Origin of the sequence: Cupriavidus sp. NPDC089707 (genome assembly GCF_044748965.1) — a bacterium.
Taxonomy (GTDB): Bacteria; Pseudomonadota; Gammaproteobacteria; order Burkholderiales; family Burkholderiaceae; genus Cupriavidus.
Map to the genome: position 1 here is coordinate 1 of NZ_JBIVHB010000040.1, position 24,714 is coordinate 24,714.

Genomic DNA, 24,714 nt, shown 5'->3' on the forward strand with positions numbered 1-24,714 from the left:
CCGAACAACGCGTGCTACGCAAGCTCGCGCTCAAACATGGCTTGAATCTCGTGCCAGCAAAAACAATGAGTTAGCTCAGGTTCCTGGGTAGGGGCCGGGGAGAGGGCCGGCGCATCAATTCACCACCGGCCCTTACGCAGATGCCTAACGCCCACCCCCATGAATGTAATGCTCCAGCTGCTCGATGATGAACTGCTGCTCGGAGATGATGTCCTTCACCAGGTCACCGATCGACAGCATGCCGATCAGTTCATCGTTCTCCATCACCGGCAGATGGCGCAGCCGGTGCTTGGTCATCAGCGCCATGCATTCGTCGGTGCTCTGGCCGGCGCTGACGTAGATCACCGAGGTGGTCATGATGTCGCGCACCAGCGTCTCGCGCGAGGTGCGCTGCATCAGGATCACCTTGCGTGCATAGTCGCGCTCGCTCAGGATGCCCATGATGTCACCGTGCTCGATCACCAGCAGGGCCCCGATCCCTTTCTCGGCCATCAGCTGCAGCGCGGCATAGACCGTCGCCGTCGGCGGGATGCTGTAGATGGCCTGAGTCGGCTTGGATTCCAGAACCTGGCGTGCAGTTTTCATCACCAACTCCTCTTCTGTCGAGAAATCATGCGGCTGGCGCTACCTGCCTTGCGGCCAATGAAACCAGAGTAGCAAAGGAATGCGCCGGCTTACAGGGTGACTTACGCGAATCTTTGTAAGCAATGTTGTGGCGCAACCACTACTGCCGGCGCTCCATTCACTCGGTCATCAGGCGCACCTTCACCTTCTTGCCCTTGACCTTGCCGGCATTGAGCCGCTTCACCGCCTCGCGGCCGATGCTGCGTTCCACCGCGATATAGGTCGACATCTCCAGCACGTTGATCTTGCCGATCTGCTCCTTGGTAAATCCGGCCTCGCCGGTCAGCGCGCCCAGGATATCGCCGGGGCGGATCTTTTCCTTGCGCCCGCCCAGCATCTGCAGCGTCACCATCGGCGGCAGCAGCCGCTCGTTGCTCGCGGGCGTCAGCTCCGCCAGCGCATGCCATTCGAACTCGCCGCCGTGGTGCTGTTCCAGGTTGCCTACGCGTCCCATCTCATCCATGCTGACCAGGCTGAACGCCCAGCCCTCCTGGTCGGCGCGGCCGGTGCGGCCGATGCGGTGCACGTGCACCTCGGGGTCGGGCGTGATCTCGACATTGATCACCGCTTCCAGCTGCGCGATATCCAGCCCGCGCGCGGCCACGTCGGTGGCAACCAGCACCGAGCAGCTGCGGTTGGCAAACTGCACCAGCACCTGGTCGCGATCGCGCTGCTCCAGGTCGCCATGCAAAGCCAGCGCCTGGTAGCCCTGCGCGCGCAGCAGCTCCACCAGTTCGCGGCAGCGCGCCTTGGTATTGCAGAACGCCAGCGTGCTGGCCGGGCGGAAATGGTCGAGCAGCCGCCCCACCGCGCCCAGGCGCTCGCCTTCTTCCACTTCATAGAAGCGCTGGCGGATGGTGGCGTTGTCGTGCGTGGCTTCCAGCTTCAGCGACTGCGGCTTGCGCAGGAAGCGGTGCGCGAGCTTGTCGATGCCGGCGGGATACGTCGCCGAGAACAGCAGCGTCTGGCGCTCCTTCGGGCAGCGGCTGGCGATGTAGGCGATATCGTCGAAGAAGCCCATGTCGAGCATGCGGTCGGCTTCATCCAGCACCAGCGTGCCGATCGCCGCCAGGTCCAGGCTGCCGCGATCGATATGATCAAGAATGCGGCCCGGCGTGCCCACTACGATATGCGCGCCATGAATAAGACTATCCACCTGGGGGCGCATCGGCGAGCCGCCGCACAGCGCCAGCACTTTGACGTTCTCTTCAGCGCGCGCGAGGCGGCGGATTTCCTGAGTGACCTGGTCGGCCAGTTCGCGCGTGGGGCACAGCACCATCGCCTGCACGTCGAAGCGGCGCGGATCGAGCCGGTTCAACAGCGCGAGCGCGAACGCCGCGGTTTTGCCGCTGCCGGTCTTGGCCTGCGCGACCAGGTCCTGGCCGGCCAGCGTGATCGGCAGGCTGGCCGCCTGGATCGGCGTCATCTCGTCATAGCCGAGCTGCGCCAGCGTGGCGAGCATGGCGGGCGACAGCGGGAGGGTGGAAAAAGCGGGGCCGGCTTGCGGCTGGTCGGGGGTCGAGTTCATCAGACTTTGCTACGAGAAACCCCGCCATTCATGGCGGGGAGTGAAAGGAGTGCCGCCGGCAGGCGGCATTCCAACGTTAGAATGAGCGGCATGATTCGTGTCTACCGCTACCGGGTGAAGTCGCTCAACGGCCTGCTCAACAACCAGGCCCGAGCGGTGAACTACGTCTGGAACTTCTGCAATGACACGCAGAAGCACGCGCTCAAGTGGGGCAAGAGGTGGCCGAGCGGGTTCGATCTGAACGTGCTGACCACTGGCAGCAGCAAGGAACTCGGTATCCATTCCGGCACGGTCAACGCGACGTGCGAGCAGTACGCGAAATCGCGCAGCCAGCATCGCCGTCCTTACCTGCGATACCGCGGCAGGAAGTGCCTTGGATGGGTGCCCCTGAAGGGCCGTGATCTGAAACGGGCGGGCGAGGCGTTTCGCTTTGCCGGGCATACCTTCCGCGTGTTCAACAGCCGCCCGTTGCCTGCAGGCAAGATCAAGGATGGCACTAACTTTGCCCAGGATTCGCGCGGGAACTGGTTTCTCAACATCGTGATCGAGGTTGCTGATGTGCTGGCACGCCCGATCCAAACTGGCGTCGGCATCGACCTTGGCTTGAAGGACTTCGCGACGCTCTCGACCGGCGAGAAGCTTCCCAATGACCGGTTTGGCCGGCATGCCGCCAAAAGACTGGCCAAGGCGCAGCGTGCGCGCAAGCACAAGCGGCATATCGCCAAGCTGCATGCCAAGGTGGCGAATGCCCGCGCCGACTTCCAGCACAAGCTCGCGCTCGATCTCGTCCGGCGCTTCGACTACATCGCAGTCGGCAACGTGTCGGCTGTGAAACTCGCCAAGACCAGGATGGCGAAAAGCGTCTACGACGCGTCCTGGTCGTCCTTCCGGGACAAGCTCCGCTATAAAGCGATTGCGCACGGGGCCACGTTTGAGGAAGTGAACGAAAGCGGTTCTACCCAGTCCTGTTCGGCGTGCGGTTCGAAAGACAGCACGACGCGGCCGAAAGGTATCGCGGGACTGCGAATAAGAGAGTGGACCTGTAGTCGCTGTGGTGTCGTGCATGACCGTGATACCAATGCTGCGCTGAACATTCTCCGATGCGGACGTGCATCGCCAGCGGTGGGAATCTCCTGCCTTTAGGCAGGGGAGGACGTCAAGCGGGATTATAGCGATCCGGCGTCAGGCATCCGCCTCGGCGGGCGGCGTCCAGCCCAGCCGTTCCAGCAACGCCTGCGCGGCGGCCGGCGCGCGTTCCTTGGCGCCGTTGATGAAGAAGACAAAGACCTCGCGCTTGCGTGCAGCGGGCTTGCGGTCTTCAAGCACCGGCAGGTCGGCCGGCTGCGCGCCCTGCGCCCACGACTGCGCGCGTTCGGCCCATTCGTCGAGCGCCTTGGGACCATAGCCGGTCTTCAGCGTCTCGCTGCTTTCCATCAGGCGCGCGTAGACAAAATCCGCGGTCAGGTCCGCCATCGACGGGAATTTCGGCGAATCGGTGAACACCGTGGCGGCCTTGTACTTGCGCGCGAGCTTCAGGTAGTCCGGCGACATGAAGCTGTCGTGCCGCACCTCGAGCACGTGACGCAGCTTCACGCCCTCCACGGAGGCCGGCAGCAATTGCAGGAAACCCTCGAAGTCCTCCGCATCGAATTGCTTGGTCGGCGCGAACTGCCATACCAGCGGACCCAGCTTGGGGCCCAGCTCGGCAATGCCGCTGTCGATAAAGCGTTCGATCGATTCCGCCGATTCCGCCAGCACGCGCCGGTTGGTGGCAAAGCGCGACGCCTTCACCGCGAACACGAAATCATCCGGCGTTTCATCGCGCCATTTGATGAATGACGATCGCTTTTGCGTGCCGTGGTAGGTGCTGTTGATTTCGATCGCGCTGAGGTGCCGGCTGGCGTAGGCCAGCTCGCGCGATTGCGGCAGCCTGGCTGGATAGAAGTTGTCACGCCATGGTGCGAAATTCCAGCCGCCGATGCCGACCCGGAACAGGCCGCCGGACTTGCGCCGCGCCGCTGTCGGCTCAGCGGCTGGCGTAGGTGCGGACTTGGCCGCGGTGCGTGCTGCCATGGCGCGATCTCCCTGGACGCGAGAATCCAAGTCTAACGGGAAACCGCGGCCAGCGGGGCGCCATGCCGAACCGGTCAGGGCGCCAGAAACGAAGAAGCCGGAAACAGGCTTGCGCCCGTTTCCGGCTGGTCCCCCGTTAACCGCTGTTAACCCGGTCCGCTTAGAACGAAAGGTTCTGGATCACGTCCGCGGTATTCACATCGACCTGCTGCGTCACCACCGTACCGCTGGTGCTGGTGGCCTGCACGCTGTACTTGCCGCCCGCGGCGCCGTCCGGTTGCAGCGGAATCGGCAGCGCGGCCTGGTAGGTGCCGATCACCGGCGCGGCCACCGGCAGCGCCGGCTCGGTCGCGAACAGGCTGTAGGCACCGGTATCCGTGACCGCGGCGGTCGCCGCGATCTCGAAGGTGCCGCCGTTGACCAGTTGCAGCGCGCGCAGCGTCGCTTCGGCCGAAGCCGGCGTAACCGTGCCAGACACGCGGCGATACGTGGAAGTCGGCAGCGACATCGGCGAGGCCGAATTCGAGATCGCCGTGCTGCCGCCCGCCACCACCGGCACGCTGCGCACGATGCCCGTGCCGCGGCCATTGGCGGCGCCCGGCACCACCACCACGTCGACCGCGCCGGCGGTGCTGCTCTGCTCGATCGGCGACAGCGTGAAGTTGCCGTTGGCATCGGCCACCGTGGCCTTCACCACCACGCCGTTGCGCTCGGCATGGACGCGCGCGCCCGGCGCCGAGGCCACCACGCCGGTGACCGCGCCGCTGACCACCATCGGGATCGCCGTTACCACCGGCTTCAGGCCATAGGTGCCGTTGCCGCGCGTCACCACCGACTTGCAGGCATCGAAGTCCAGCACCAGGTCGGTCAGCGTACCGGAGGCGACCGTGAACGGACGGTTGATCTTGATGCCGGACTGCACCGCGCTCGGCGTATCCAGCGACTGCTCGGTGCCGCCCGTAGGCACCACCGAGTTGGCCAGCGCACCGGAGCCGCTCCCGCGGTTCGCGTCGAGCACCAGCCGTACCTGCTGGTAGTTGCCGGCCGGCAGCACGGTCTGGCCAAGCGTGGTCAGCACGCCATTGGTCAGCGACAGCAGGTCGATCTTGCGCGCGGGCAACACGTCGATATCGACCCAGCCGCCGGCGCCGGGATCGGCGTTGGCGTTGCTGTGCACGCGCACCTTGTTGACGGTCACAAAAACATTGTCGTAGCCGCAGGCGGGCGCATCGGTCATCGAGACCTTCAGCGTCCCCTGGCCGCCACCATCATCGCCACCGCCGCCGCCGCAGGCGGCCAGCGCGAGGGCGCCGCTCAGCGCCAGGATGCGCAGCGGCGTGGATGTATGAGAAAGGTTCGGCACAGCGTCTCTCCGCTTGTTGTTGTGGGGTTGACCGGAGAATATGTTGCGAAACGCATAACCGGTGTAAGCCTTTGTAAAGCGTTGTAAAGAAGGTCTCCTTATTCGCCGCATGACGCCCTGATCACGCGCCAAGTTGGCGGGTTGCGTCGTCAACTCCTTCGAAATTCGAAACATCTCGCATTGCCGCCTCAAGTCGGCGGCGGGCGCTCCGTATACAGCGGGGTGGAAATCCCACAAACAAACGCCCCCAACGATTCCCTACGAAGGAACTCCCCCAGATGTTCACTACCCTCCGCGCCCGGATCATGGCCCTGTGCGTGGCCATTGTCGTGGCCGCGCTCGCCATCAATACGGCACTGAACCAGTTCGTCGCCAGCCGCTATAACGAAGACGCCATCGACAGCAGCCTGGCCGCCGTGCAGAGCGGCCACACCAGCGCCATCGTCGACTGGGTCGCGTCGCACAGCCAGATGATCCATTCGCTGCAGGACGCCGTGCTGCAGCCCGAACCCGACGCTGCGCTCAGGCAGATTGCCGATGCCGGCCGCTTTACCAACGTCTACGTGGGCTATGCCGACAAGACCGCGAAGTTTTCCAAGCCCGAAGGCATCCCGCCCGGCTACGACCCCACCGGCAGGCCGTGGTACAAGCAGGCCGCAGCGGCTGGCAAGCCGGTGGTCACGCCGCCTTATGTCGATGCCGGCACCGGCAAGCTGGTGGTGGCCTTCGCCGTGCCAGTGGTCCGCGACGGCGGCGTCAAGGCCGTGGTCTCGGGCGACGTCGCCATGGACACCGTGGTCGCCAACGTCAAGGCGATCCATCCCACGCCGGCAAGCTTCGGCATGCTGGTCGCCAAGTCCGGCGAAATCGTCGCGCATACCGACGACAAGCTCACGCTCAAGCCCGTGACCGACCTCATTCCCGCGCTGACCGCGGACAAGCTCGGTTCACTCGCCGGCGCGAAAACGCCGCTGCAGGTCGACGTCGGCGGCAGCGCCAAGCTGCTCGGCGCGCGCGCCATCCCCGGCACCGACTGGATGGTCATCGTTGCGCTCGACCAGGCCGAGGCCACCGCCGGCATGCGCTCGGTGCTGATCGCCTCGGTGATCGCGCTGGTGCTGATCGCGGGCGTTGCCGCCATCGTGGTGTGGGGCGTGGCGACCCTGTCGCTGCGCGGCCTCGGGACCGTGCGCGACGCCATGGACGCCATCGGCTCCGGCGACGGCGACCTGACCCAGCGCCTGCCCGCGCACGGCAACGACGAAGTCGCGCAGATCGCGCGCGCCTTCAACACCTTTGCCGACAAGCTCTGCACCACCATGCGCCAGATCCGCGACGCCAGCGAATCCGTGCGCGCCGCGTCCGATGAAATCGCCGCCGGCAACATCGACCTGTCGCGCCGCACCGAATCTGCCGCCGCCAGCCTGGAGCAGACCGCGGCGTCGATGGAAGAGATCACCGCCACCGTCAGCCAGTCGGCCAACTCGGCGCAGCACGCCAACGAATCGGTCAGCGCTGCGTCGCGCGTGGCCGCCGACGGTGGCGTGGTGATCGGCGAAGTGATCGCTACCATGGGCCGGATCGAGCACGCCTCGGTCAAGGTCTCCGACATCATCGGCGTGATCGAAGGCATCGCCTTCCAGACCAATATCCTGGCGCTGAACGCCGCGGTGGAAGCGGCGCGTGCGGGCGACCAGGGCCGGGGCTTTGCCGTGGTGGCCGGCGAAGTGCGCGCGCTGGCCCAGCGCAGTGCGCAGGCCGCCAAGGAGATCAAGACGCTGATCGAGTCCACGGTGGGCAGTGTCACCTCTGGCTCGGGCCAGGTCCGGCGCGCCGGCGAGACCATGGACGAGATCGTCAGCAACGTGTCGAAGGTGACCGGGATTATTAACGAGATCACTCACGCTGCGATGGAACAGACGCGCGGCATTCAAGAGGTGAATAAAGCGGTCAGCCAGCTCGATGAGATGGTCCAGCAGAACGCGGCGCTGGTGGAACAGTCGACGGCTGCCGCGGCGGCATTGCAGACCCAGGCGGGCAGCCTGGCGGGTGCGGTGGGGCAGTTCAGGCTGGGGTAGGAGAACACGAAAGCCACCTCACACGATCCACGCATCACATCGCGCCGGGTATCGGTGGCGTAAAATCCGCTGGCGTAAAATCCGGGCTCACCCTGCCAACCTGCCCGCGCACTGCCGAAGCGCCGGGCTTGTCCCTGTGAGCCTCGATTTCGACACCCTTGAGCGCCTGCGCCAGAGCCATCCCGCCTGGCGCCTGCTGCGCTCCGACCACGCCAGCCTGGTCGCGGCGTTCCTCCATCGTGCATTCGTCGAACCCAATCGTCGTTCGATCGGGCAATCCGACCTCGCCGAAGCGCTCGAGGACGAGTTATTTGCCCTGCGCGAACGACTTGGCCAGGATGCCTTTCCCAAAGCCGCACTCGATTACCTGAACGACTGGGCCGCCAACGAGAAGGGTTGGCTGCGCAAGTTCTACCGGCAGGGCTCGGACGAGCCGCAGTTCGACCTGACGCCGGCCACCGAAAAGGCGATCGCGTGGCTCGGCACGCTGGCCGAACGCAGCTTCGTCGGCACGGAGTCGCGCCTGCTGACGCTGTTCGACCTCCTCAAGCAGATGCAAGAAGGCACGCAGACCGACCCGCAGGCGCGCATGGCGGAACTGCACCGGCGACGCGACGAGCTCGATGCGGAAATCGCGCGCGTGGCAGGCGGCGACCTGTCACTGCTGGACGACACCGCGCTGAAGGACCGCTTCCAGCAGTTCGTCTCGCTGGCGCGCGAACTGCTGACCGACTTCCGCGAAGTGGAAGACAATTTCCGCGCGCTGGACCGCCGCGTGCGCGAGCGCATTGCGCTGTGGGAAGGCTCAAGGGGCGCACTGCTCGAAGAGATCATGGGCGAGCGCGATGCCATCGCCGATTCCGACCAGGGCCGCAGTTTCCGCGCCTTTTGGGATTTCCTGATGAGCAGCCGCCGCCAGGAAGAGCTTTCGTCCCTGCTCGAGCATGTGCTGGCACTGCCGCCGGTATCGGAACTCAAGCCCGACACGCGCCTGCGCCGCGTGCATTACGACTGGCTGGAGGCCGGCGAGCATACCCAGCGCACGGTGGCCCAGCTCTCGCAACAACTGCGGCGCTTCCTCGACGACAAGGCCTGGCTGGAGAACCGCCGCATCATGGATATCCTGCGCGGCATCGAGGCCCGCGCGCTGGCCGTGCGCGACGCGCCGCCGCCTGGCTTTGTGATGGCTGTGGACGATACCGCAGCCGATATCGAACTGCCGATGGAGCGGCCGTTGTTCGTGCCGGCCCTGAAGCCGCGCATTGCCGAGCGCGACATCGAAGCCGGCGATGCCGAGGTCGATGCCGAAGCCTTGTTCTCGCAAGTCGTGATCGACAAGGCAGAACTGGCCGGACACGTACGCCACGCGCTGCAAAGCCGCGCCCAGGTCACGCTGCAGGCGCTGTGCGACATGCGCCCGCTCCAGCATGGCCTGGCCGAACTGGTTGCCTACCTGCAACTCTCGGGCGACACCTTCCGCACCGTAGTGGATGAAGACGCGACCGACACCGTCAGCTGGACGGTGCAGAGCCCGGAGGCGGGCACCGTGGTCAGGCAGGCCAGCCTGCCCAGAGTTATTTTTGTCCGTTGAACATGACACAAGACCAGAATGAAGTTGCCGTAGCCGGCTCGTCTTCAGCGACGCCTGACCTTGCCCTGTCGGGGCTGGTGGTGCCGCTGCTGAAGGGCGTCCTTTACCGCGACGCCGATGCCGCGGCGTGGCATGCGCTGCTCAACCTGCAGCCGACGGTGCGCGACTACGTTGCAGTGCTCGGGCTGGAACTGGTGCTCGATGAGGCCGAGGGCTACGCCTTCCTGCGCTCGCAGCCGGATAGCGACGACGACAGCGCAGGGCGCCCGCCACGGCTGATCGCGCGCAGACAGCTGTCGTTCCCGGTGAGCCTGACGCTGGCCCTGTTGCGCAAGAAGCTCGCTGAGTTCGACGCCACCGGCGGCGACACGCGGCTGGTCCTGACGCTTGATGAAATCACCGAACTGCTGCGCGTTTTCCTGCCGGCCGGCACCAACGAGGCCAAGCTGATCGACCAGATCGAACTGCATGTGAACAAGATCGTTGAGCTGGGCTTCCTGCGCCGGCTGAAGACGGACTCCGGCGCGCGCGCGGGCAACCAGGCCGGCTTTGAAGTACGCCGCATCCTGAAGGCCTTTATCGATGCGCAATGGCTGTCTGAATTCGATGCCCGCCTGGCTGCCTACCAGATCCAGCTGAGCGGCCAGGCAGGCGCGCCCAATGGAGGGCCGTCCGATGCATGAGCCGCAAAACCTGAGCCTGGACTTCACCGACGACGACACGCTGTCCGGCTTCCGCCTGTCGCGGCTGGAGGTCTTCAACTGGGGCACTTTCGACAAGCGCGTCTGGATCATCCGCCCGGAAGGCAGGAATGGCCTGCTGACCGGCGACATTGGTTCAGGCAAGTCAACGCTGGTCGACGCCGTGACCACGCTGCTGGTGCCGGCCCAGCGCATCGCCTACAACAAGGCCGCCGGTGCCGAAAGCCGCGAGCGCACCCTGCGCAGCTATGTGCTCGGGCACTACAAGTCCGAGCGCAACGAAGTCACCGGTACCGCACGCCCCGTGGCGCTGCGCGACCAGAACAGCTACTCCGTCATCCTTGGCGTCTTCCACAACGCCGGATACGACCAGACCGTGACGCTGGCGCAAGTGTTCTGGATGAAGGACGCCCATGGCCAGCCGGCACGCTTCTATGTCGGCGCGGAACAGGAACTGTCCATTGCCAGCGACTTTGCCCACTTCGGTACGGATATCGCCGCGCTGCGCAAGAAGCTGCGCGGGCTGAAGGCCGAGCTGTTTGACGCATTCAATCCCTATGGTGCCTGGTTCCGCCGGCGCTTCGGCATCGAGAACGATCAGGCGCTGGAGCTGTTCCACCAGACCGTGTCGATGAAGTCCGTCGGCAACCTGACTGATTTCGTGCGCAGCCACATGCTGGAGCCGTTCGACGTCGCGCCACGCATCGAGGCCTTGCTGGGGCACTTCGACGACCTGGATCGCGCGCATGAGGCGGTCCTCAAGGCCAAGCGGCAGGAGGCGATGCTGACACCGCTGGTGGCCGATTGCGAGCGCCATGCCGAAGTGGCCGCAGCCTCCGAGCAGCTGCGTGCCTGCCGCGAGGCGCTGCGCCCCTATTTTGCAAAGCTCAAGCTGGCGCTGCTCGACAAGCGCATTGCCGGCCAGACCGAGGAATGGGAGCGCGAAGACAGCCACGTGCGCCGCCTGCAGGAGCGCCGCGACACCCAGCGCAACAACGAGGCCGAACTGCGCCGCAATATCGCCGAGAACGGCGGCGACCGCTTCGGCCGGCTCGCCGAAGACATCCGCGTGCAGGCCGACGAAAGCGCCAGGCGCCGGCACAGGGCGGAGCGCTATGGCGAGCTGGTCCGCGCGGTGGGCGAGACGCCGGCGGAAGACGAGCCGGCCTTCCTGGCCATGAAGGCGAGCTTTGCCGCGCTGGCCGACGCAGCAAAGTCCCGCCAGGCCGCGTTGGAAAACGATCTGACCGAACACAACGTCGCGTTCCACCAGGACAAACTCGATCATGACGCGCTGAGCGATGAAATCCGCAGCCTGAAAGCGCGCCGCAGCAATATCCCGGCGGCGCAGATCGCGATGCGCAGCGCCATGTGCGAGGCGCTGTCGCTGTCCGAAGACGACATGCCCTTCGCCGGCGAACTGCTGCAGGTACGTGACGATGAACGCGACTGGGAAGGCGCGGCCGAACGCCTGCTGCACAACTTCGGCTTGTCGCTGCTGGTGCCCGATGCGCGCTATCCGGAGGTATCGGCATGGGTGGACCGTACGCACCTGAAAGGCCGCCTGGTCTATTTCCGCGTGCGCGAAGGCGCCAGGACGGACATCGCGGCGCTGCACCGCGACTCGCTCGCGCGCAAGCTCGCCATCAAGCCTGACTCGCCGTTCTACGGATGGCTGGAACGGGAAGTCGCCGCGCGCTTCGACGTTGCCTGCTGCGCCACGCACGAGCAATTCCGCCGCGAAACCCGCGCCGTCACGCGCGCGGGACAGGTCAAGATGCCTGGCGAGCGCCATGAGAAGGACGACCGGCACCGCCTGGACGATCGCAGCCGCTACGTGCTGGGCTGGAGCAATGCCGCCAAGATTGCAGCGCTGGAAGCGGATGCGCGCGCGCTGGAAACCCGCCTGGCAAAGCTGGCTGCGCTGATGTCCGCGCTGATGAAGGAGCGCGACGCCCTCAGGGACCAGCTTACCGCCCTGTCCCAGCTCGACATCTTTGCCGACTTCGAAGAGCTTGACTGGCAGGCCCCGGCACGCGAAGCCGCGCGGCTGGCCGAGGAGAAGCGTCAGCTGGAATCCGCCTCCGATGTGCTGAGGCAACTGACGGACCGGCTGGCCGAGGTCCAGGCCGCGCTGCAAGACACTGAAAAGCAGCTGGACGAGCACCGCGACAAGCGCTCCAAGGCGGAGGGCCGCAAGAGCGACGCGCTGGCATTGCGCGACGAAACCCAGGCAACGCTGGACGCCTGCGCCGACCTGGCGCAAGCCGTGCCGGGCGGGACCATCGATGCGCTGCGCGCGGAGATACTGGGCGAGCACACGCTGACCGTGGAAGCGTGCGACGGCCGCGAGCGCGATATGCGCACCGCGCTCCAGGAACGCCTCGACGCCGAAGCCAAGCGGATAGCGCGCCTCAGCGAGAACATCGTGAAAGCGATGTCCGCCTACAAGGATGCATTCAAGCTGGAAACCAGCGAGGTCGATGCCAGCGTCTCGGCCGGCTTTGAATACCGCGGCATGCTCGACAAGCTGCGCGCCGACGACCTGCCCCGTTTCGAGTCCCGCTTCAAGGAACTGCTGAACGTCAACACCATCAACGAGATCGCCAACTTCAACGCGCAGCTCGGCAAGGAACAGCAGACCATCCGCGAACGCGTGGAGCGCATCAACGAATCGCTGACGCAAATCGACTACAACACCGGGCGCTACATCCGGCTGGAGGCGCAGGTTACCCCCGATGCGGAAATCCGCGACTTCCAGTCCGAGTTGCGCGCCTGCACCGAAGGCGTGCTGACCGGCTCCGAGGACAGCCAGTACTCCGAAGCCAAGTTCCTGCAGGTCAAGCGCATCATCGAACGCTTTCGCGGCCGCACCGGCCTGACCGACCAGGACCGGCGCTGGACCGCCAAGGTGACCGACGTGCGCAACTGGTTCGTCTTCGGCGCGAGCGAACGCTGGCGTGAAGACAATGCCGAGCATGAGCACTACTCCGACTCCGGCGGCAAGTCAGGCGGCCAGAAAGAAAAGCTCGCCTACACCATCCTGGCCGCCAGCCTGGCCTACCAGTTCGGGCTGGAATGGGGCGCGGTGCGCTCGCGCTCGTTCCGCTTTGTCGTCATCGACGAAGCCTTCGGGCGCGGCTCGGACGAGTCGGCACAATACGGCCTGCGGCTGTTCGCCAAGCTCAACCTGCAACTGCTGATCGTGACGCCGCTGCAGAAGATCCACATCATCGAGCCCTACGTCTCCAGCGTCGCCTTCGTGCAGAACGACGAAGGGCGCGCCTCCAAGGTGCGCAACCTGACGATCGACGAGTACCGCGCCGAGAAGGCCAGGATGACCGCATGAACTGGAGCCGCCCCGCCGACCTGCGCGCCCAGGTGCAGCGGCTCTGGGACAAGGGCGACATCCTGCGCGCGCTGCTCGGCTCGGAACCGCAGGAGGGGCTGTTTCCAAGGCGGCTGACGTTGCGCGCACCGTCCTCTGGCGAACTGACGGAGCGCTTCGAGGCGGCGCGCGCCTGGATTGGCGAGTTGCGGCAACTGCCGTATTGCAGGCTGGAGATGCGCGAATTCCGCCATCGGACGTTTGGCGCCAATGCCATGCCGTGCGCGGCATGGATCGATACGCTGGACGATGCCGTCGCGCTCCTGGGCAAGCGCCGCGAGGTCGAGCGCTTTAGCGCCATCGCCGCGGCCACGCGCGCGACGCAGCCGCTGCTGCTACCCTGGCTGATGCAGCGGCCCCTGCGCGCGCTGGAACTCCACGACGCCTGGGGCAGGCTGCTTGCCATCGTCGGCTGGCTGCGGCAGCGCCCGAGGCCTGGCGTATATCTGCGCCAGGTCGATCTGCCGGGCGTGCATACCAAATTCATCGAGGCGCATCGCGGCGTGCTGGCCGAGCTGCTGGACCTGTCGCTGCCGCCTGGCGCCATCGCTTCGGAGTACTCCGGCATCCACCAGTTCTCCGCGCGCTATGGCTTTCTCGACAAGCCACTGCGCATTCGATTCCGCATCCTCGACCGCAACAACCGCACGCTGCCTGGCAACGCGCCGACGCATGATGTCACGCTGGACGCAGACAGCTTTGCGGCGCTGGCGCCCGGCGTCTCGTGCGTGTTCATCACGGAGAACGAGACCAACTTTCTGGCCTTCCCTGAGGTGACCGACAGCCTGGTGATCTTTGGCGCGGGCTATGGCTTCAGCCTCCTCGCCGGCGCGCGCTGGCTATCGGATTGCAGGCTTTACTACTGGGGCGACATCGACACCCACGGCTTTGCCATGCTCAGCCAGTTGCGCGCCGTGTTCGGGCACGCCGAATCGCTGCTGATGGACCGCAAGACGTTGATGGCGTTCGAGGCGCAATGGGGCGTGGAGGACAGCCAGATGTTGCGGGATCTGCCAGGGCTGAATGCCGCGGAGCAGGCGCTTTATGACGACCTGCGGGATAACCGCATCCGCAAGAACCTGAGGCTGGAGCAGGAGCGTATCGGGTTCGAGTGGGTTCGCGTAGCTGTGGGGAGCGTCGCGCGGGATTGAGCACCGCGGGTTTTTCCCTCTGCCGTTTGGCGGCGTAGGGGCGGGGAGCGATCTGCTGCCCGGCCTCCGTGGACTGCCGCACCGATGCCGCCGGCCGGCGCATTAATCAAGACCTAGTCATAGCAGCGTTAAATGCGGGCGTAGTGGTTTGGGCTATCGACAGCCACAGCCTGCTGGAGTACTAGGACTGGATCAAGCGTGGGATGCCTGAGAAAGCTATCGGAGCCGGTACTCAAAACCCGCAGCATGGAAAAGACGGGAGGTGCGGCTCTCGCCGCCCGGCTACGGAGTGCTCCGCGGGACACTGGTTGGACACTGCCCCTCCGCGGGAATGACAGAGTAGGGTCCACTTTCCTGGCAATCGTTCCTAGGTAGCGCCACGCTTCCCAAGCGACGCCCCTCACTTCGAGGCAACCCTTGCCCTTTTCCTGCCCCCAATCGCCCCGGATGCCGCCGCGTCCAGAATCCGCCGGAACGTCGGGCATTCCATATGGCTCGGCGCCGGGCACACGGCCGCGTGCTGCAAGCCATCTCGCATCGCCGTCAGCTTGCGGATGGTCCGGTCCAGTTCATCCGCCTTGGCGGCGAGCAACCTCCGGTCGATCTTCGGCCCGCCCTCCGGCGCGAACATCCGGGCGATGTCATCCAGCGAGAAACCCGCCGCACGCCCCAGCGCGATCAGCGCCAGCCGTTCGAGCACGCCGGCGTCGTACACGCGGCGCATGCCGCGCCGGCCGATCGGGACGATCAGGCCCTTTTCCTCATAGAAACGCAGCGTCGACACAGGCACGCCCGCCTGCTGCGCCACTTCGGCGATATCCAGGCTTTTCACCGCTTGACCTCAAGTTGGCTTGAACTGGCACAGTGTAGCTTCGACGCCGTGATGGCGCGCAGGAGGACTCAACCATGGGTGACAAGCAAGCAACGAGCAGTGGCGGCGAGCAGGCCGCGCTGTGGAACGGCCCGTCCGGCCAGGCCTGGGTCGCGCAGCAGGCGCTGCTCGACCAGATGCTCCAGCGGCTGGAAGCGCTGCTCGTCGGCGCGGTCGATGCCGGCACGGCGCAGCGCGTGCTCGACGTCGGATGCGGAGCGGGCGCGACGACGCTGGCGCTGGCCCGGCGGATCGGTGCCGGCGGGCATTGCGTGGGCATCGACATCTCCGGCCCGCTGGTGGATGCGGCGCGGTCGCGCGCGCAACGCCAAGGCGTGCCGGCCGCCTTCGTCCAGGCGGATGCGCAAACCCATAGCTTCGCACCGGGCAGCTTCGACACCATCGTGTCGCGCCTTGGCGTGATGTTCTTCACCGACCCCGTCGCCGCATTTGCCAACCTGCGGCGTGCTGCAAAGGCGGGCGCCGCATTGCGTTGCATCGCCTGGCGCAGCGCCGCGGAAAACCCGTTCATGACCACCGCCGAGCGCGCCGCGGCGCCGCTGTTGCCGAACCTGCCGCCGCGCCAGCCGGGCGCGCCTGGTCAGTTTGCGTTCGGCGATCGTCAGTTTGTGCGGACAATGCTCGAGGACAGTGGCTGGACCGCCATCGATATCACACCGATCGACGTGCCATGCGCGCTGCCGGCGCACGCGCTGGAAGACTATTTCACGAGCCTGGGCCCCGTTGGCCTGGCGCTGCGGGACGCAGACGCAGGCACGCGTGCCCGGGTTGTCGAAGTCGTCGGCAACGCCTTCAGGCCTTATGTGCATGGCCAGACCGTGCACCTCACCGCTGCCTGCTGGATGATTACCGCGCGAGCGCCTGCCGGCTCAAAGGCAGAGGAGACAGGCTGTCATGGCTGACGCCGAGGTCTCGCCGCGCTCCACCATCAGGAATGCTTGTGTTCCGTGCGCTAACGCACGGATCATCCGTTGCACAGGCCGAGAATAGGAACCCTTCGGCGCCATCGCGCACCGCATCCCGCTACCGCGGGGTAATTGCATGGCAAGGCTCCCTGGCCGACTGGCCGCCTGCATCGCGTTCAGCCTTCTGCTCACAAGCGGTGCGCAGGCTTCGGATATCGCCTGCAATCATGCGCTGGGTCCGCAGGCCACCCGCTGCGACGACCAGTCGGCCGCAGGGAACACGTGCAGGCATGCGGACAAGCCGCCGAGTGGCGCCGCCCTGATCTGCGACTACACCATGCTCCGCGGCAAGTATGAAGGCGTCTACGCCGAGCAGTTGCGGCTCTTGCGCACCGGGGAGATTGGGCCGGACGATATCGCCGCATGGCGAAGGCTCCGGGATTCCTGCACGTCGGTGCCGTGCCTGGACAGGGTCATCGCCAACTGGCGCGAGTACCAGAGCCAGAAGCCGATTCCCACCGCGGCCGAGTCGCCCCCGGCGGTGCCCGGCAAGGCCGCGCGCGATGCCAGGAAGAGCAAGCCGGATGCTGCAAGGCAGACGGCTGAGGTACGGCCTCCGCCTGTCGTGAAAACGGTGCCGCAGGAGAAGCCGCAGGAGAAAAAGCAGCGGGACAACACGCAGCCGGCCACGACGCGGGCCGCTCCTCCAGCCACGCCGCAGCCGTCGCCTGAGGCCGTGGTGCCTGTGGAAAGCCGGGGACAACCCGTCTCCGCCGTCGCGAAGAGCCAGCCGCTCCGGGATTCCGCCCCGCCACCTCCGCCGCAGCGTTCGCCTGAGCTTGTGGCCGACAGGAAAATTATGGAGCGCCCCATCGCTCCGGCCACGATCGACCGGCCGCTCCCGGATTCGCCCCCCCCGCCCACGCCGCAGCCTCCGCACCGGGCCGTGGCCGAAAAAGAAGCCCCAGAGCGCCCCAACTCCCCGGTAGCGACCAATCAGCCGCCCCCCGGCCCCGCCACCCGATGGACCCCCATCTACCCCATTGAGGGATCCTTGCCAGGCAGATGGGAACCACTTGGCGCGCTGGCATGGTTGAGCCTGTGCGGCGTGTGCGTAGTCCGGTGGTGCCGGAGGAGGCGGGTTGAATGGCTGCCGGATGCCGCGCGCCGGCGCGAACGGGCGCGGGCGGCGACGCGGATCGTGCTGGTTTCGGCGGGACTGATCGCCGTGAACAGCATCGTACTGTTCTGGATCCTGGCGTAATCCCAGCCGTAGCCTTGCACTCAGGCCGGGACACCGTCCCACGCCGGCCTGGCCGACGTCTTCCACCAGCAGGCCAGCAGGTTCGCCACCAGCCGCAGGCCACTGTGCGGATGCATCATGCAGTGCCGCACCTGCTCGCTGCGGCTTTCGCCATAGAGGCACCACGTGCAGAAGTGCTCGCAGTTGTTGGTCAGCAGCCGGTAACGGTCTTCGCCCAGGCGCGAGCGCGCCCGCCTGACGGACTCGACGACACCGTAGCGCGCCATCGGCGTGGCCAGCACCGTAATGCCGCGCCCGGCAGCGAACGCATCCAGGCTCAGTTCCTCCACCGGGCCGCGCTGCTGACGGTGGCAATAGCCAGCGTAGTGGACTACCTTGCCATCGCCGACGTAGATACCGTGGTGGGCGTAACCGTGGCGCGGCGTCACAAGGTGCGCGCCGAGCGGCGGTTCGATGTCAGCAACGAACGGCAACGGCGGAGACAGTGAGGCTTCGGCCGGCAGGTAGCAAGCAGACCGTGCCGTCGCCATCCCTGTTGTGCTGCAGAGCCTCATTTCCGTCTCCCCTGTTGCCGGGCCGCTACCGGCGGCCATGCCCGGTAACTGCATGAGGCATGCCAGTGGCGGCACGGCAGCGAACCAGGTGCAGCCGGGAACGCGTGGAGCTTCCGGATGCGAACGCCGGGAGACAAAACCGGCTCGGCGCGGCCTGTACGCCGCCGCATCCGGAGCGGTCGGCTTCATGAAATGATCAAGCGCCGGGGATCTTTTGATCAAATGAGCAAGCGCGCGCAGGAAGCCATAGCGAGCAGCGCACTGCGGTCAACCGGCCACGCTGGCCATGAATACCCATTGGGCCTGCAGCGAGGCGCGGCCAATATGGCGCCGATGTGGTCAGATGCAGTCCGTGGTGCGCCAGTGCCTGGGACACATCGCTGCCCTACCGTGTGCGACCGCACCGAACATCCGCCACAGAGGCCCAGAATAGGAGCCCATCGACGCCCCGCTTGCGCCGCCTCCCTCGGCATGCCCCCGGGGCGACAGGATGAAAAGGCTTCCGGCCCATCTGGCCGCCTGCATCTCGATCAACCTTCTGCTCACCGCTGGTGCGCAGGCGTCGGATATCCGCTGCAAGAACGCGCTGCGTCAGCCAGCCGCCCGCTGCGACGATCTGTTCGCCTCAGGAAGTCCATGCAGGGAAAACCGGCAACCAAGCGCCGCCACCCTGATTTGCGACTACGCGATGCTCTATCGCAATCACGAACGCATTCATGCACAGCAGCGGCGACTGCTGCGCGCTGGGGTAATCGGCCAGGACGACGTCATCGCATGGCGACGGCGCCGGGATGCCTGCACGTCGGTGGCATGCCTGGACAGCGTCTTCGCCAGCTGGCGCCCGCACAGCAGCCGCAAGCCAGCGCCTCGCCCCATCGCGCCGCAACCCAACGGGCCCGAGGCGCCTGTGTACAACATTGCGAAGAACGAGCCGCAAGCGGCACCAAAGATGGCGCCCCAGCTAGCGCGGGCGAGCCAACCGCAGCCCGCTCCACCGGTCATCGCGCCGCAGCCGCCGCCTGGCACCGTAGCCGAGTCGGAAATTGATGAAGACCGCCTCACCCGTGTCGCGATCGATCGTCCGCCCCCGGCTTCCATACCGCTGCGTACATCGCCGACTCGCGCGCAGGCACCGCGGCGAACCGGATGGGAATCGCTTGGCACGCTAGCGTGGCTGGGCATGTGCGGCGCGGGTATTTGCTGCTGGTCCCGCAGGACGCGGGGAGAATGGCTGCCGGGCGCGCACTGCCTGCGCGTGCGCTTACGCGACGCGTCGGCCATGGCGCTGACGGTCTGGGGGCTGTCGATGCTGAATGCCGTGCTGTTTTTATGCATCATGGCGACAGGAGCACCCGGCTCATGAGGCCAGGCCGCCGTCGCGCAATGCCTCCCAGGCTTGAGCTTCCGCTGTCAGTTCATCCAGCCCGCCCGCTTACTCCGGCAACGGATACTTCCGGGCATTCATCTCCATCTTGGCGCGGACCGCGGCGTCAAGGTCCACGCCCAGCGCCGTCACCAGTTGCGTCAGGTAGATGGTGATGTCAGCCAGCTCCTGCTCCACGTGATCGCGCTCGTGCGTCGACATGATCTGGCGCGACTGATCCTCGGTCTGCCACTGGAAGATCTCAACCAGCTCGGCCACCTCCACGCTCAGCGCCATCGCCAGGTTCTTGGGGCTGTGGTACTTGCCCCAGTTACGGAGCTTGCCGAAGTCATGAACGGCTTGCTGCAGGTTCTGGATATCGATCAGTGGCATGGCGGGATGGCGTTGGCGTTTCATGGTGACCCCACAATGTCGGCACATCGGCGGCGGGGCGAAACCCGCAATTTAAGCACGACCACGCCCGCTCGACAGCCCCGCCATGCCTGGCTTACGCTACACAGGTGCATCGATCGTCGCAGCGGAGGTCCCCATGCGCCCGACTCCCGGCCTGGCATTCGCCACCCTCGCCGGCACCGTTGCCTACCTGGCCATCGCAATCGCAGGCTGGGGCGGCATCGGCGCCTTCTTTGCGCATCCAGCGCGCGTGGCACTTACCATCGTGCTGTTTGCACTGGCCGTGGCCGCGCTGTTCTCCGGCGGCAACGTCAGCAGCGGCATGCGCGAAGACCGCGGCAACCGCTGGGTGCTGGGCGCATTCGGCGTGCTGGGGCTGCTTGCGGCTTACCTGCCGGCCTTTACCGACCGCATCGGATTCTGGACACTGGATGGCGATACCGTGCGCTGGATCGGCGTGGCCTTGTTTGCCGCCGGCGGCGTGCTGCGCTTGTGGCCGGTGTTCGTGCTCGGGCGCCGGTTCAGCGGGCTGGTGGCAATCCAGCCCGGGCATACGCTGGTGACGACCGGCATCTACGGCGTGATCCGGCATCCGAGCTACCTTGGGTTCGTGATCAGTTCGCTGGGATGGGTACTCGGATTCCGCTCAGGTGTAGGGGTGGTGCTGACGCTGGCGATGGTGCCTGTGCTGATTGCGCGGATCCGTGCGGAAGAGGCGCTGTTGCTTGATCAGTTTGGGGATGAGTATGCGGCGTACTGTGAGCGGACCTGGCGGATGGTGCCGGGGGTGTACTAGGCAGGCCTCCTCGTCGTCATATCGACGGCCGCGCACGCTGCGGTCGTTCGGTGGTTAATCGATTGCCGGTGTTGATCAAAAACCGATTGTCATGCCGTGCAGCGACACCGGCATCTCGCGTGCCCGCGCCTTGCGTTCTTCCTGGGTGAGCACCGGATAATCGCGATTGATGCGTAGCCAATGTCATGATCCACCATGGTGTCAACATTAACGGATATACCGCCGGCGCCCACCGCCTGCAGCAGATCGTAGGCCGCCTGTCGCGCACGCGGCAGTTCGGCATCGTAAAAGTCGTCGCCGAACTGGGCTATTAGCGGCGACTGCCTCCTGGAATGCCCTCCTTGGGCTGCGAAGATGTGAGCATCTGCGTAATAACGGGAAGTGCCTGATCAAACGCCGTCCCACGCCAACCACCTCAAAGATGGATATTGCTGTCCTTGGTCACGATCTGCTGGCCGGTGTAGCGCACCAGTCCGCTGGCGTCGAGCTTCTGTACCCGGACGCCGGTGAAGTCGATGGCTTTGACAATGGCGGTGTTGCGCAGGGTCAACGAACCAATCTTGCTGGTGACAAAGCTGGCCTTCTCGCCTTCGTAGTGCTCGATCAATACATTGGTAGATTCAAGCATGAGAGAAGCATTGGGGATGATGCAATGGCGGATGACCGTGGAGTCATACCCTCCCATGATCTGACAGCCTCGGGAGATGTTTGTCAGCTTGTTGTCCACGACGTCGTTCACTCCCCAATCATCCCGCCCACATTCGATGTTCTCCAGGAAAACGGATTTCAGGTTCCTGCGATTCTCAAGTTCAACTAGACAATCAAGCGAGCGATAGCGCGTCTCGTATCCTTCCGGGCTGATGCTGATACCCCGGAACCGGCTGTTGCGGATGGTAATGGAGCGCGCATTGTCGAGCATGCCGATCATGGCGCCCGCCTGCACGCCCTCGATCAGCACGTCGCCCTGCACGTCGGACCGGCGCATCTCAAGAACATCGAACTTGCTGTTGCGGATGGTCAAGCTGGTGAGGTTGGACGCCGCCATGTCAGTATCTCCCTTGAATGTGCAGTTTTCGATCAGGATTGTGGCGCGGATGTTCTTTCCGCCCGTTCCGTTACCGCTTTGGATATCAATCGGACCGAACTTGCAATCGCGATAGATAACGACACTGTCGCCACTGACATCCATGTACTGGCCGGTGCAGCGCTCGTATGAGACATCCCCACTGAAATAGATGGCTCCGTATTGATTCACGTCTGGGTTCTTTGCGCCAAAATCGCATTCGACAAAGCGCACGTTCTTGCCGCCAGCCGCCATCAGATAGGCGCCGCCCAGCGTGTCGCTGCGCGCGAACAGCACATCCTCCATGGCACGAGCCTGGAAGTTCGAGCCCGGAAACTGGCAGTGCTCGAAGACGCAGTTGCGGATCCGGGACAGGTGGATGACGCCATAAAAGATGCAGTCATAGAAGTGGACGTTCTCCCACGCCTTGTCATAGAAATCGGTACCACCCAGGCCGAAGTCGGCGCCGCTGATCTTCAATCGCTGATCGCCCAATGCCGCGTGGCGCTTGGCAGGATCCATCAGCAAGGCGTACTCGTGAGGCATGGCCTCGATGTTCTTGGCAGTCATTCTGGTGCATCCGGAAATAGTGAGGCTGGCCATGCCAAGCATGGCGAGGAACTGGCGGCGGTTGCTCATTTGTCTACGTGAGTAGCAATTTTCGGGTCGGGATATCGTTCTCTGAATGTCGTATTCAGCCATTTCCAGTCCGGCACTTCCCCTTGCTCGCCCACCCGCCGGCACAACATTGGGATAGGCCCGATACCAGTCTTCCGCGTGGTGAAGTCGACCGGGAAGAACCACGAATCGAGCTTGAAATGATCCGCCGGAAGCCCCTTGGGTGCCTGGAGCTTGACCTCACAGAACCAGCGGGTGGTTTTCGCTAGAAGTGGATCCTGTAACGTAGCGATTTCAGCCTGCCTGTCCGCTGGCAATGCCATCTCATAGATACCGCTTTGCGGCGCCGCTGCCGGATTTTCATAGGCGGCCCCCCGAGCGAGGTGTCGGAACTTGAGCACGGTGTCGAAGGGAATCCATGTGGCCCCGCCAGGCTGTTTCGGGGTCTTGCCAAAACCCCACAACCGAACCGCTGCAATGCATGCCAGCCGTTGCGTCTTCGGGCCGACGACCATGAAGAAGCGATTCCCCTTGGCCGGCTCCCAATGCAGCACCCGCTCGATCTTGCTGATGTGCATATAATCCAGCGCCACCGCCAGCCGCGGTTGCGCGCCGCCTTTGGTATAGGCCACCTGGAGAAAGGGGGCTTTGGCCGATGGATCGTAGAGCGTGCCCGAAGGCGGAGAGAGCGTCCAGCCGCCCAGCTCGTCGTTCAGGTTCTGCACGCCAATCGGTCCGCCGCAGGAGCTGACCACGAACTTGGTCTTGCCGGTCTCAGTGACATTGGCCGCATGCCCGGGCTGCAGGCCCGGATCGAAGGCGCTCTCGATCTTCACGGCACCACCACTGCGCGCCGTGGCGTAAACCCCGGCACGATGCGAATGCCCGCTGAAATGCACGTCTACGCCGCCGTTGCGGGACTGGTTGGCACAGTTGTCGAAGAACCAGCGAACGTTGCGCTCGCAGGTGCCCATGTTGTTGAAGTTCCAGCCGCCGCTGTTCTCGCCCGGCATGGTTTTCTCTGAGCGGAAATCAGCGGGTACGATCTGGCGGTCGGGCGCGGAGAATGCCACCTTGGCGTCATAGTTGACGAAGGTAAAGTGCGAGAAGAGCAGCGTCTGCGCCTGGTACTTGCTTTTGGCCAGGCGGGTGGTCCAGTCCAGCAGGATACGCTGCGCCTCACTGATGGCCTGTTTGGCGCGCGGCAGGATGCCGGCGCCTTGCTTATCGGCCTGTAGCGGCCAGTAACCCGCCAGATTGATGTATTCCTCCTCCGCGCCCCAATCCAGGCCAAGCATGCACTGCCCGCCATAGAGATGGCGCCAGTCGGAGAGAGGGGTGAACAGTGTAAAGAACCAGTCGTAATGGTCGGCAGCAAAGTTCTTGGTGGTGAGGACCTGGGGGTAGGTCGGCCCATAAGCCAGGCAGGCCTCGTAGATGGTCAGGTTGTGATCGGCGGCAATGCCGCCGTTGGCCTTCGCCTCAGCGAACTCGCTGGCGCGATCGAAGTCGTTGTAGGCACTTACGGTGCCGGCGGCCGTAGCCAGAATCCCTGGCTCGATCTGACGCTTGCCGTGAGGGCCCTTGAGTGAGCCGGTGGTTTCCAATGCGCCCATTGCCATTACCCAGGCGTTCTGTCGCGGCGAGATCCCATAGGGCACCTGATAGGCCTCATGGTTGCCGGTGGTCAGGAACACCGGCAGGTTCAGGTCGCGACAGGCGTGGCGCAGCAGCGAATAGACGAGCATGTCGTCCATGCCGCGCTTGTAAAGCCTGCCATCGCGGATCTTGTTCAGGACGTGAAAGCCTTCCATTGTTCGCCGATGTCGTTCGATGATACGACGCCGGGGTCCAGGTTGCGGTTGAAGTCCAACAGGTCCCCGGTGATGACCAGCGCATCGGCTTTGGGCGTTTGCTTGTCCCCTGTCGCAAAGCGCTTCACAAGAGCATGCAGCGCTGCGAAACTGTTGCACAGGCGGGAAGCGGGCGGGGAGTCCGGCGTACCAGGCGCGGCAGCGCCGCCGGGCAGTTCCAGCAGATGGGCCGGCGACTTTGCCAGCGCGTTTTGGCGCACGTTGACATGGACATCGGACAGATGGCCAATCCTGAGTTGCCCGGCTTTGCCGCGGATCACCGGGTGCCAGGCCATCAGACGATGCTTGCTGTCCGAGATCTGCCGTGGTAGTGCGTTGCCTGGCAATTCTGACGACAGGTCAAACTCGTACAGGCTGGGATAATGATTGCGCTGCGAACTGGCCTTCTGCCGGTCCAGGAAATCAAGGATGACCTGGTCCTGGTACTCCCACATCTCGATGCCCGCCAGTTCCGGGCGCTGCGCATACTTATGC

Annotated in this window: 21 protein-coding genes; 11 read left to right on the forward strand and 10 right to left on the reverse strand. The window is 65.0% G+C overall.

Annotation, left to right across the window (positions count from 1 at the left end; all coding sequences use genetic code 11):
- Positions 1 to 144 precede the first annotated feature (144 nt).
- Both ACIP1U_RS31660 and dbpA read right to left on the reverse strand, forming a co-directional pair.
- Positions 145 to 585, reverse strand: coding sequence for a CBS domain-containing protein (locus tag ACIP1U_RS31660; RefSeq protein WP_400323595.1), 441 nt, complete (start codon positions 583 to 585; stop codon positions 145 to 147).
- A gap of 157 nt (positions 586 to 742) precedes the next feature.
- Positions 743 to 2,152, reverse strand: a complete 1,410-nt coding sequence (gene dbpA, locus ACIP1U_RS31665) for an ATP-dependent RNA helicase DbpA (RefSeq protein WP_400323598.1) — start codon at positions 2,150 to 2,152, stop codon at positions 743 to 745.
- 90 nt (positions 2,153 to 2,242) lie between these two features.
- On the opposite strand from dbpA, the gene ACIP1U_RS31670 reads away from it, so the two are divergent.
- On the forward strand, positions 2,243 to 3,295 hold the full coding sequence (locus ACIP1U_RS31670) for an RNA-guided endonuclease InsQ/TnpB family protein (RefSeq protein ID WP_400323601.1): 1,053 nt from the start codon (positions 2,243 to 2,245) through the stop codon (positions 3,293 to 3,295).
- Positions 3,296 to 3,334: 39 nt separating this feature from the next.
- Here the strand turns inward: ACIP1U_RS31670 and ACIP1U_RS31675 are convergent, their stop codons facing one another.
- Positions 3,335 to 4,225: a DUF72 domain-containing protein gene (locus tag ACIP1U_RS31675; protein WP_400323604.1), complete on the reverse strand. Its 891-nt coding sequence runs from the start codon at positions 4,223 to 4,225 to the stop codon at positions 3,335 to 3,337.
- A 160-nt stretch (positions 4,226 to 4,385) separates the two neighbouring features.
- On the reverse strand, positions 4,386 to 5,588 hold the full coding sequence (locus ACIP1U_RS31680; protein ID WP_400323607.1) for a DUF4382 domain-containing protein: 1,203 nt from the start codon (positions 5,586 to 5,588) through the stop codon (positions 4,386 to 4,388).
- 278 nt (positions 5,589 to 5,866) lie between these two features.
- Here ACIP1U_RS31680 and ACIP1U_RS31685 point away from each other — a divergent pair, with 278 nt between their 5' ends.
- From ACIP1U_RS31685 to ACIP1U_RS31705, 5 genes are all read left to right on the forward strand, one after another.
- Complete coding sequence (locus ACIP1U_RS31685; protein ID WP_400323610.1) at positions 5,867 to 7,666, forward strand: methyl-accepting chemotaxis protein; 1,800 nt, start codon at positions 5,867 to 5,869, stop codon at positions 7,664 to 7,666.
- Positions 7,667 to 7,802: 136 nt separating this feature from the next.
- Entirely contained in the window at positions 7,803 to 9,257 is a 1,455-nt protein-coding gene (locus ACIP1U_RS31690) for a DUF3375 domain-containing protein (protein WP_400323613.1), read from the forward strand.
- Between the two features lie 2 nt (positions 9,258 to 9,259).
- Positions 9,260 to 9,940 carry a DUF4194 domain-containing protein gene (locus tag ACIP1U_RS31695; protein ID WP_400323616.1) on the forward strand — a complete coding sequence of 227 codons (681 nt, stop codon included), beginning with the start codon at positions 9,260 to 9,262 and terminating at the stop codon, positions 9,938 to 9,940.
- Positions 9,933 to 13,307, forward strand: coding sequence for an ATP-binding protein (locus tag ACIP1U_RS31700; RefSeq protein ID WP_400323619.1), 3,375 nt, complete (start codon positions 9,933 to 9,935; stop codon positions 13,305 to 13,307). The genes ACIP1U_RS31695 and ACIP1U_RS31700 overlap by 8 nt, the downstream gene beginning before the upstream one ends.
- Entirely contained in the window at positions 13,304 to 14,497 is a 1,194-nt protein-coding gene (locus ACIP1U_RS31705) for a DUF3322 domain-containing protein (protein ID WP_400323622.1), read from the forward strand. Before ACIP1U_RS31700 ends, ACIP1U_RS31705 begins: the two co-directional genes overlap by 4 nt.
- A 400-nt stretch (positions 14,498 to 14,897) precedes the next feature.
- Here ACIP1U_RS31705 and ACIP1U_RS31710 read toward each other — a convergent pair whose 3' ends face one another.
- A complete protein-coding gene (locus ACIP1U_RS31710; RefSeq protein ID WP_400323625.1) occupies positions 14,898 to 15,329 on the reverse strand; it encodes a helix-turn-helix domain-containing protein in 432 nt (143 codons plus the stop codon).
- A gap of 74 nt (positions 15,330 to 15,403) precedes the next feature.
- Here ACIP1U_RS31710 and ACIP1U_RS31715 point away from each other — a divergent pair, with 74 nt between their 5' ends.
- A complete protein-coding gene (locus ACIP1U_RS31715) occupies positions 15,404 to 16,291 on the forward strand; it encodes a class I SAM-dependent methyltransferase (RefSeq protein WP_400323628.1) in 888 nt (295 codons plus the stop codon).
- Positions 16,292 to 16,430: 139 nt separating this feature from the next.
- On the forward strand, positions 16,431 to 17,558 hold the full coding sequence (locus ACIP1U_RS31720) for a hypothetical protein (protein ID WP_400323631.1): 1,128 nt from the start codon (positions 16,431 to 16,433) through the stop codon (positions 17,556 to 17,558).
- 20 nt (positions 17,559 to 17,578) lie between these two features.
- On the opposite strand, the gene ACIP1U_RS31725 is transcribed toward ACIP1U_RS31720, so the two are convergent.
- Positions 17,579 to 18,088: a lecithin retinol acyltransferase family protein gene (locus ACIP1U_RS31725; protein WP_400323634.1), complete on the reverse strand. Its 510-nt coding sequence runs from the start codon at positions 18,086 to 18,088 to the stop codon at positions 17,579 to 17,581.
- Positions 18,089 to 18,602: 514 nt separating this feature from the next.
- Between ACIP1U_RS31725 and ACIP1U_RS31730 the strand changes: the two genes are divergently transcribed.
- Complete coding sequence (locus ACIP1U_RS31730) at positions 18,603 to 19,475, forward strand: hypothetical protein (RefSeq protein ID WP_400323637.1); 873 nt, start codon at positions 18,603 to 18,605, stop codon at positions 19,473 to 19,475.
- A gap of 69 nt (positions 19,476 to 19,544) precedes the next feature.
- Here ACIP1U_RS31730 and ACIP1U_RS31735 read toward each other — a convergent pair whose 3' ends face one another.
- The gene (locus ACIP1U_RS31735; RefSeq protein WP_400323655.1) at positions 19,545 to 19,868 is read right to left on the reverse strand and encodes a nucleotide pyrophosphohydrolase; all 324 of its coding nucleotides are present in this window, start codon (positions 19,866 to 19,868) and stop codon (positions 19,545 to 19,547) included.
- Positions 19,869 to 20,025: 157 nt separating this feature from the next.
- Between ACIP1U_RS31735 and ACIP1U_RS31740 the strand changes: the two genes are divergently transcribed.
- Positions 20,026 to 20,685, forward strand: coding sequence for a methyltransferase family protein (locus ACIP1U_RS31740; protein ID WP_400323640.1), 660 nt, complete (start codon positions 20,026 to 20,028; stop codon positions 20,683 to 20,685).
- Positions 20,686 to 20,870: 185 nt separating this feature from the next.
- Positions 20,871 to 20,999, forward strand: a complete 129-nt coding sequence (locus ACIP1U_RS31745) for a hypothetical protein (RefSeq protein WP_400323643.1) — start codon at positions 20,871 to 20,873, stop codon at positions 20,997 to 20,999.
- Between the two features lie 101 nt (positions 21,000 to 21,100).
- Here ACIP1U_RS31745 and ACIP1U_RS31750 read toward each other — a convergent pair whose 3' ends face one another.
- The 3 genes from ACIP1U_RS31750 to ACIP1U_RS31760 form a co-directional block, all read right to left on the reverse strand.
- Positions 21,101 to 22,387 (reverse strand): hypothetical protein, encoded by a 1,287-nt coding sequence (locus ACIP1U_RS31750; RefSeq protein WP_400323646.1) that lies wholly within the window; start codon positions 22,385 to 22,387, stop codon positions 21,101 to 21,103.
- Positions 22,384 to 24,180: a hypothetical protein gene (locus ACIP1U_RS31755; protein ID WP_400323649.1), complete on the reverse strand. Its 1,797-nt coding sequence runs from the start codon at positions 24,178 to 24,180 to the stop codon at positions 22,384 to 22,386. The genes ACIP1U_RS31750 and ACIP1U_RS31755 overlap by 4 nt, the downstream gene beginning before the upstream one ends.
- Positions 24,159 to 24,714 (reverse strand): hypothetical protein (locus ACIP1U_RS31760; RefSeq protein ID WP_400323652.1); only part of this gene is annotated, 556 nt, incomplete at its 5' end. The genes ACIP1U_RS31755 and ACIP1U_RS31760, both read right to left, overlap by 22 nt.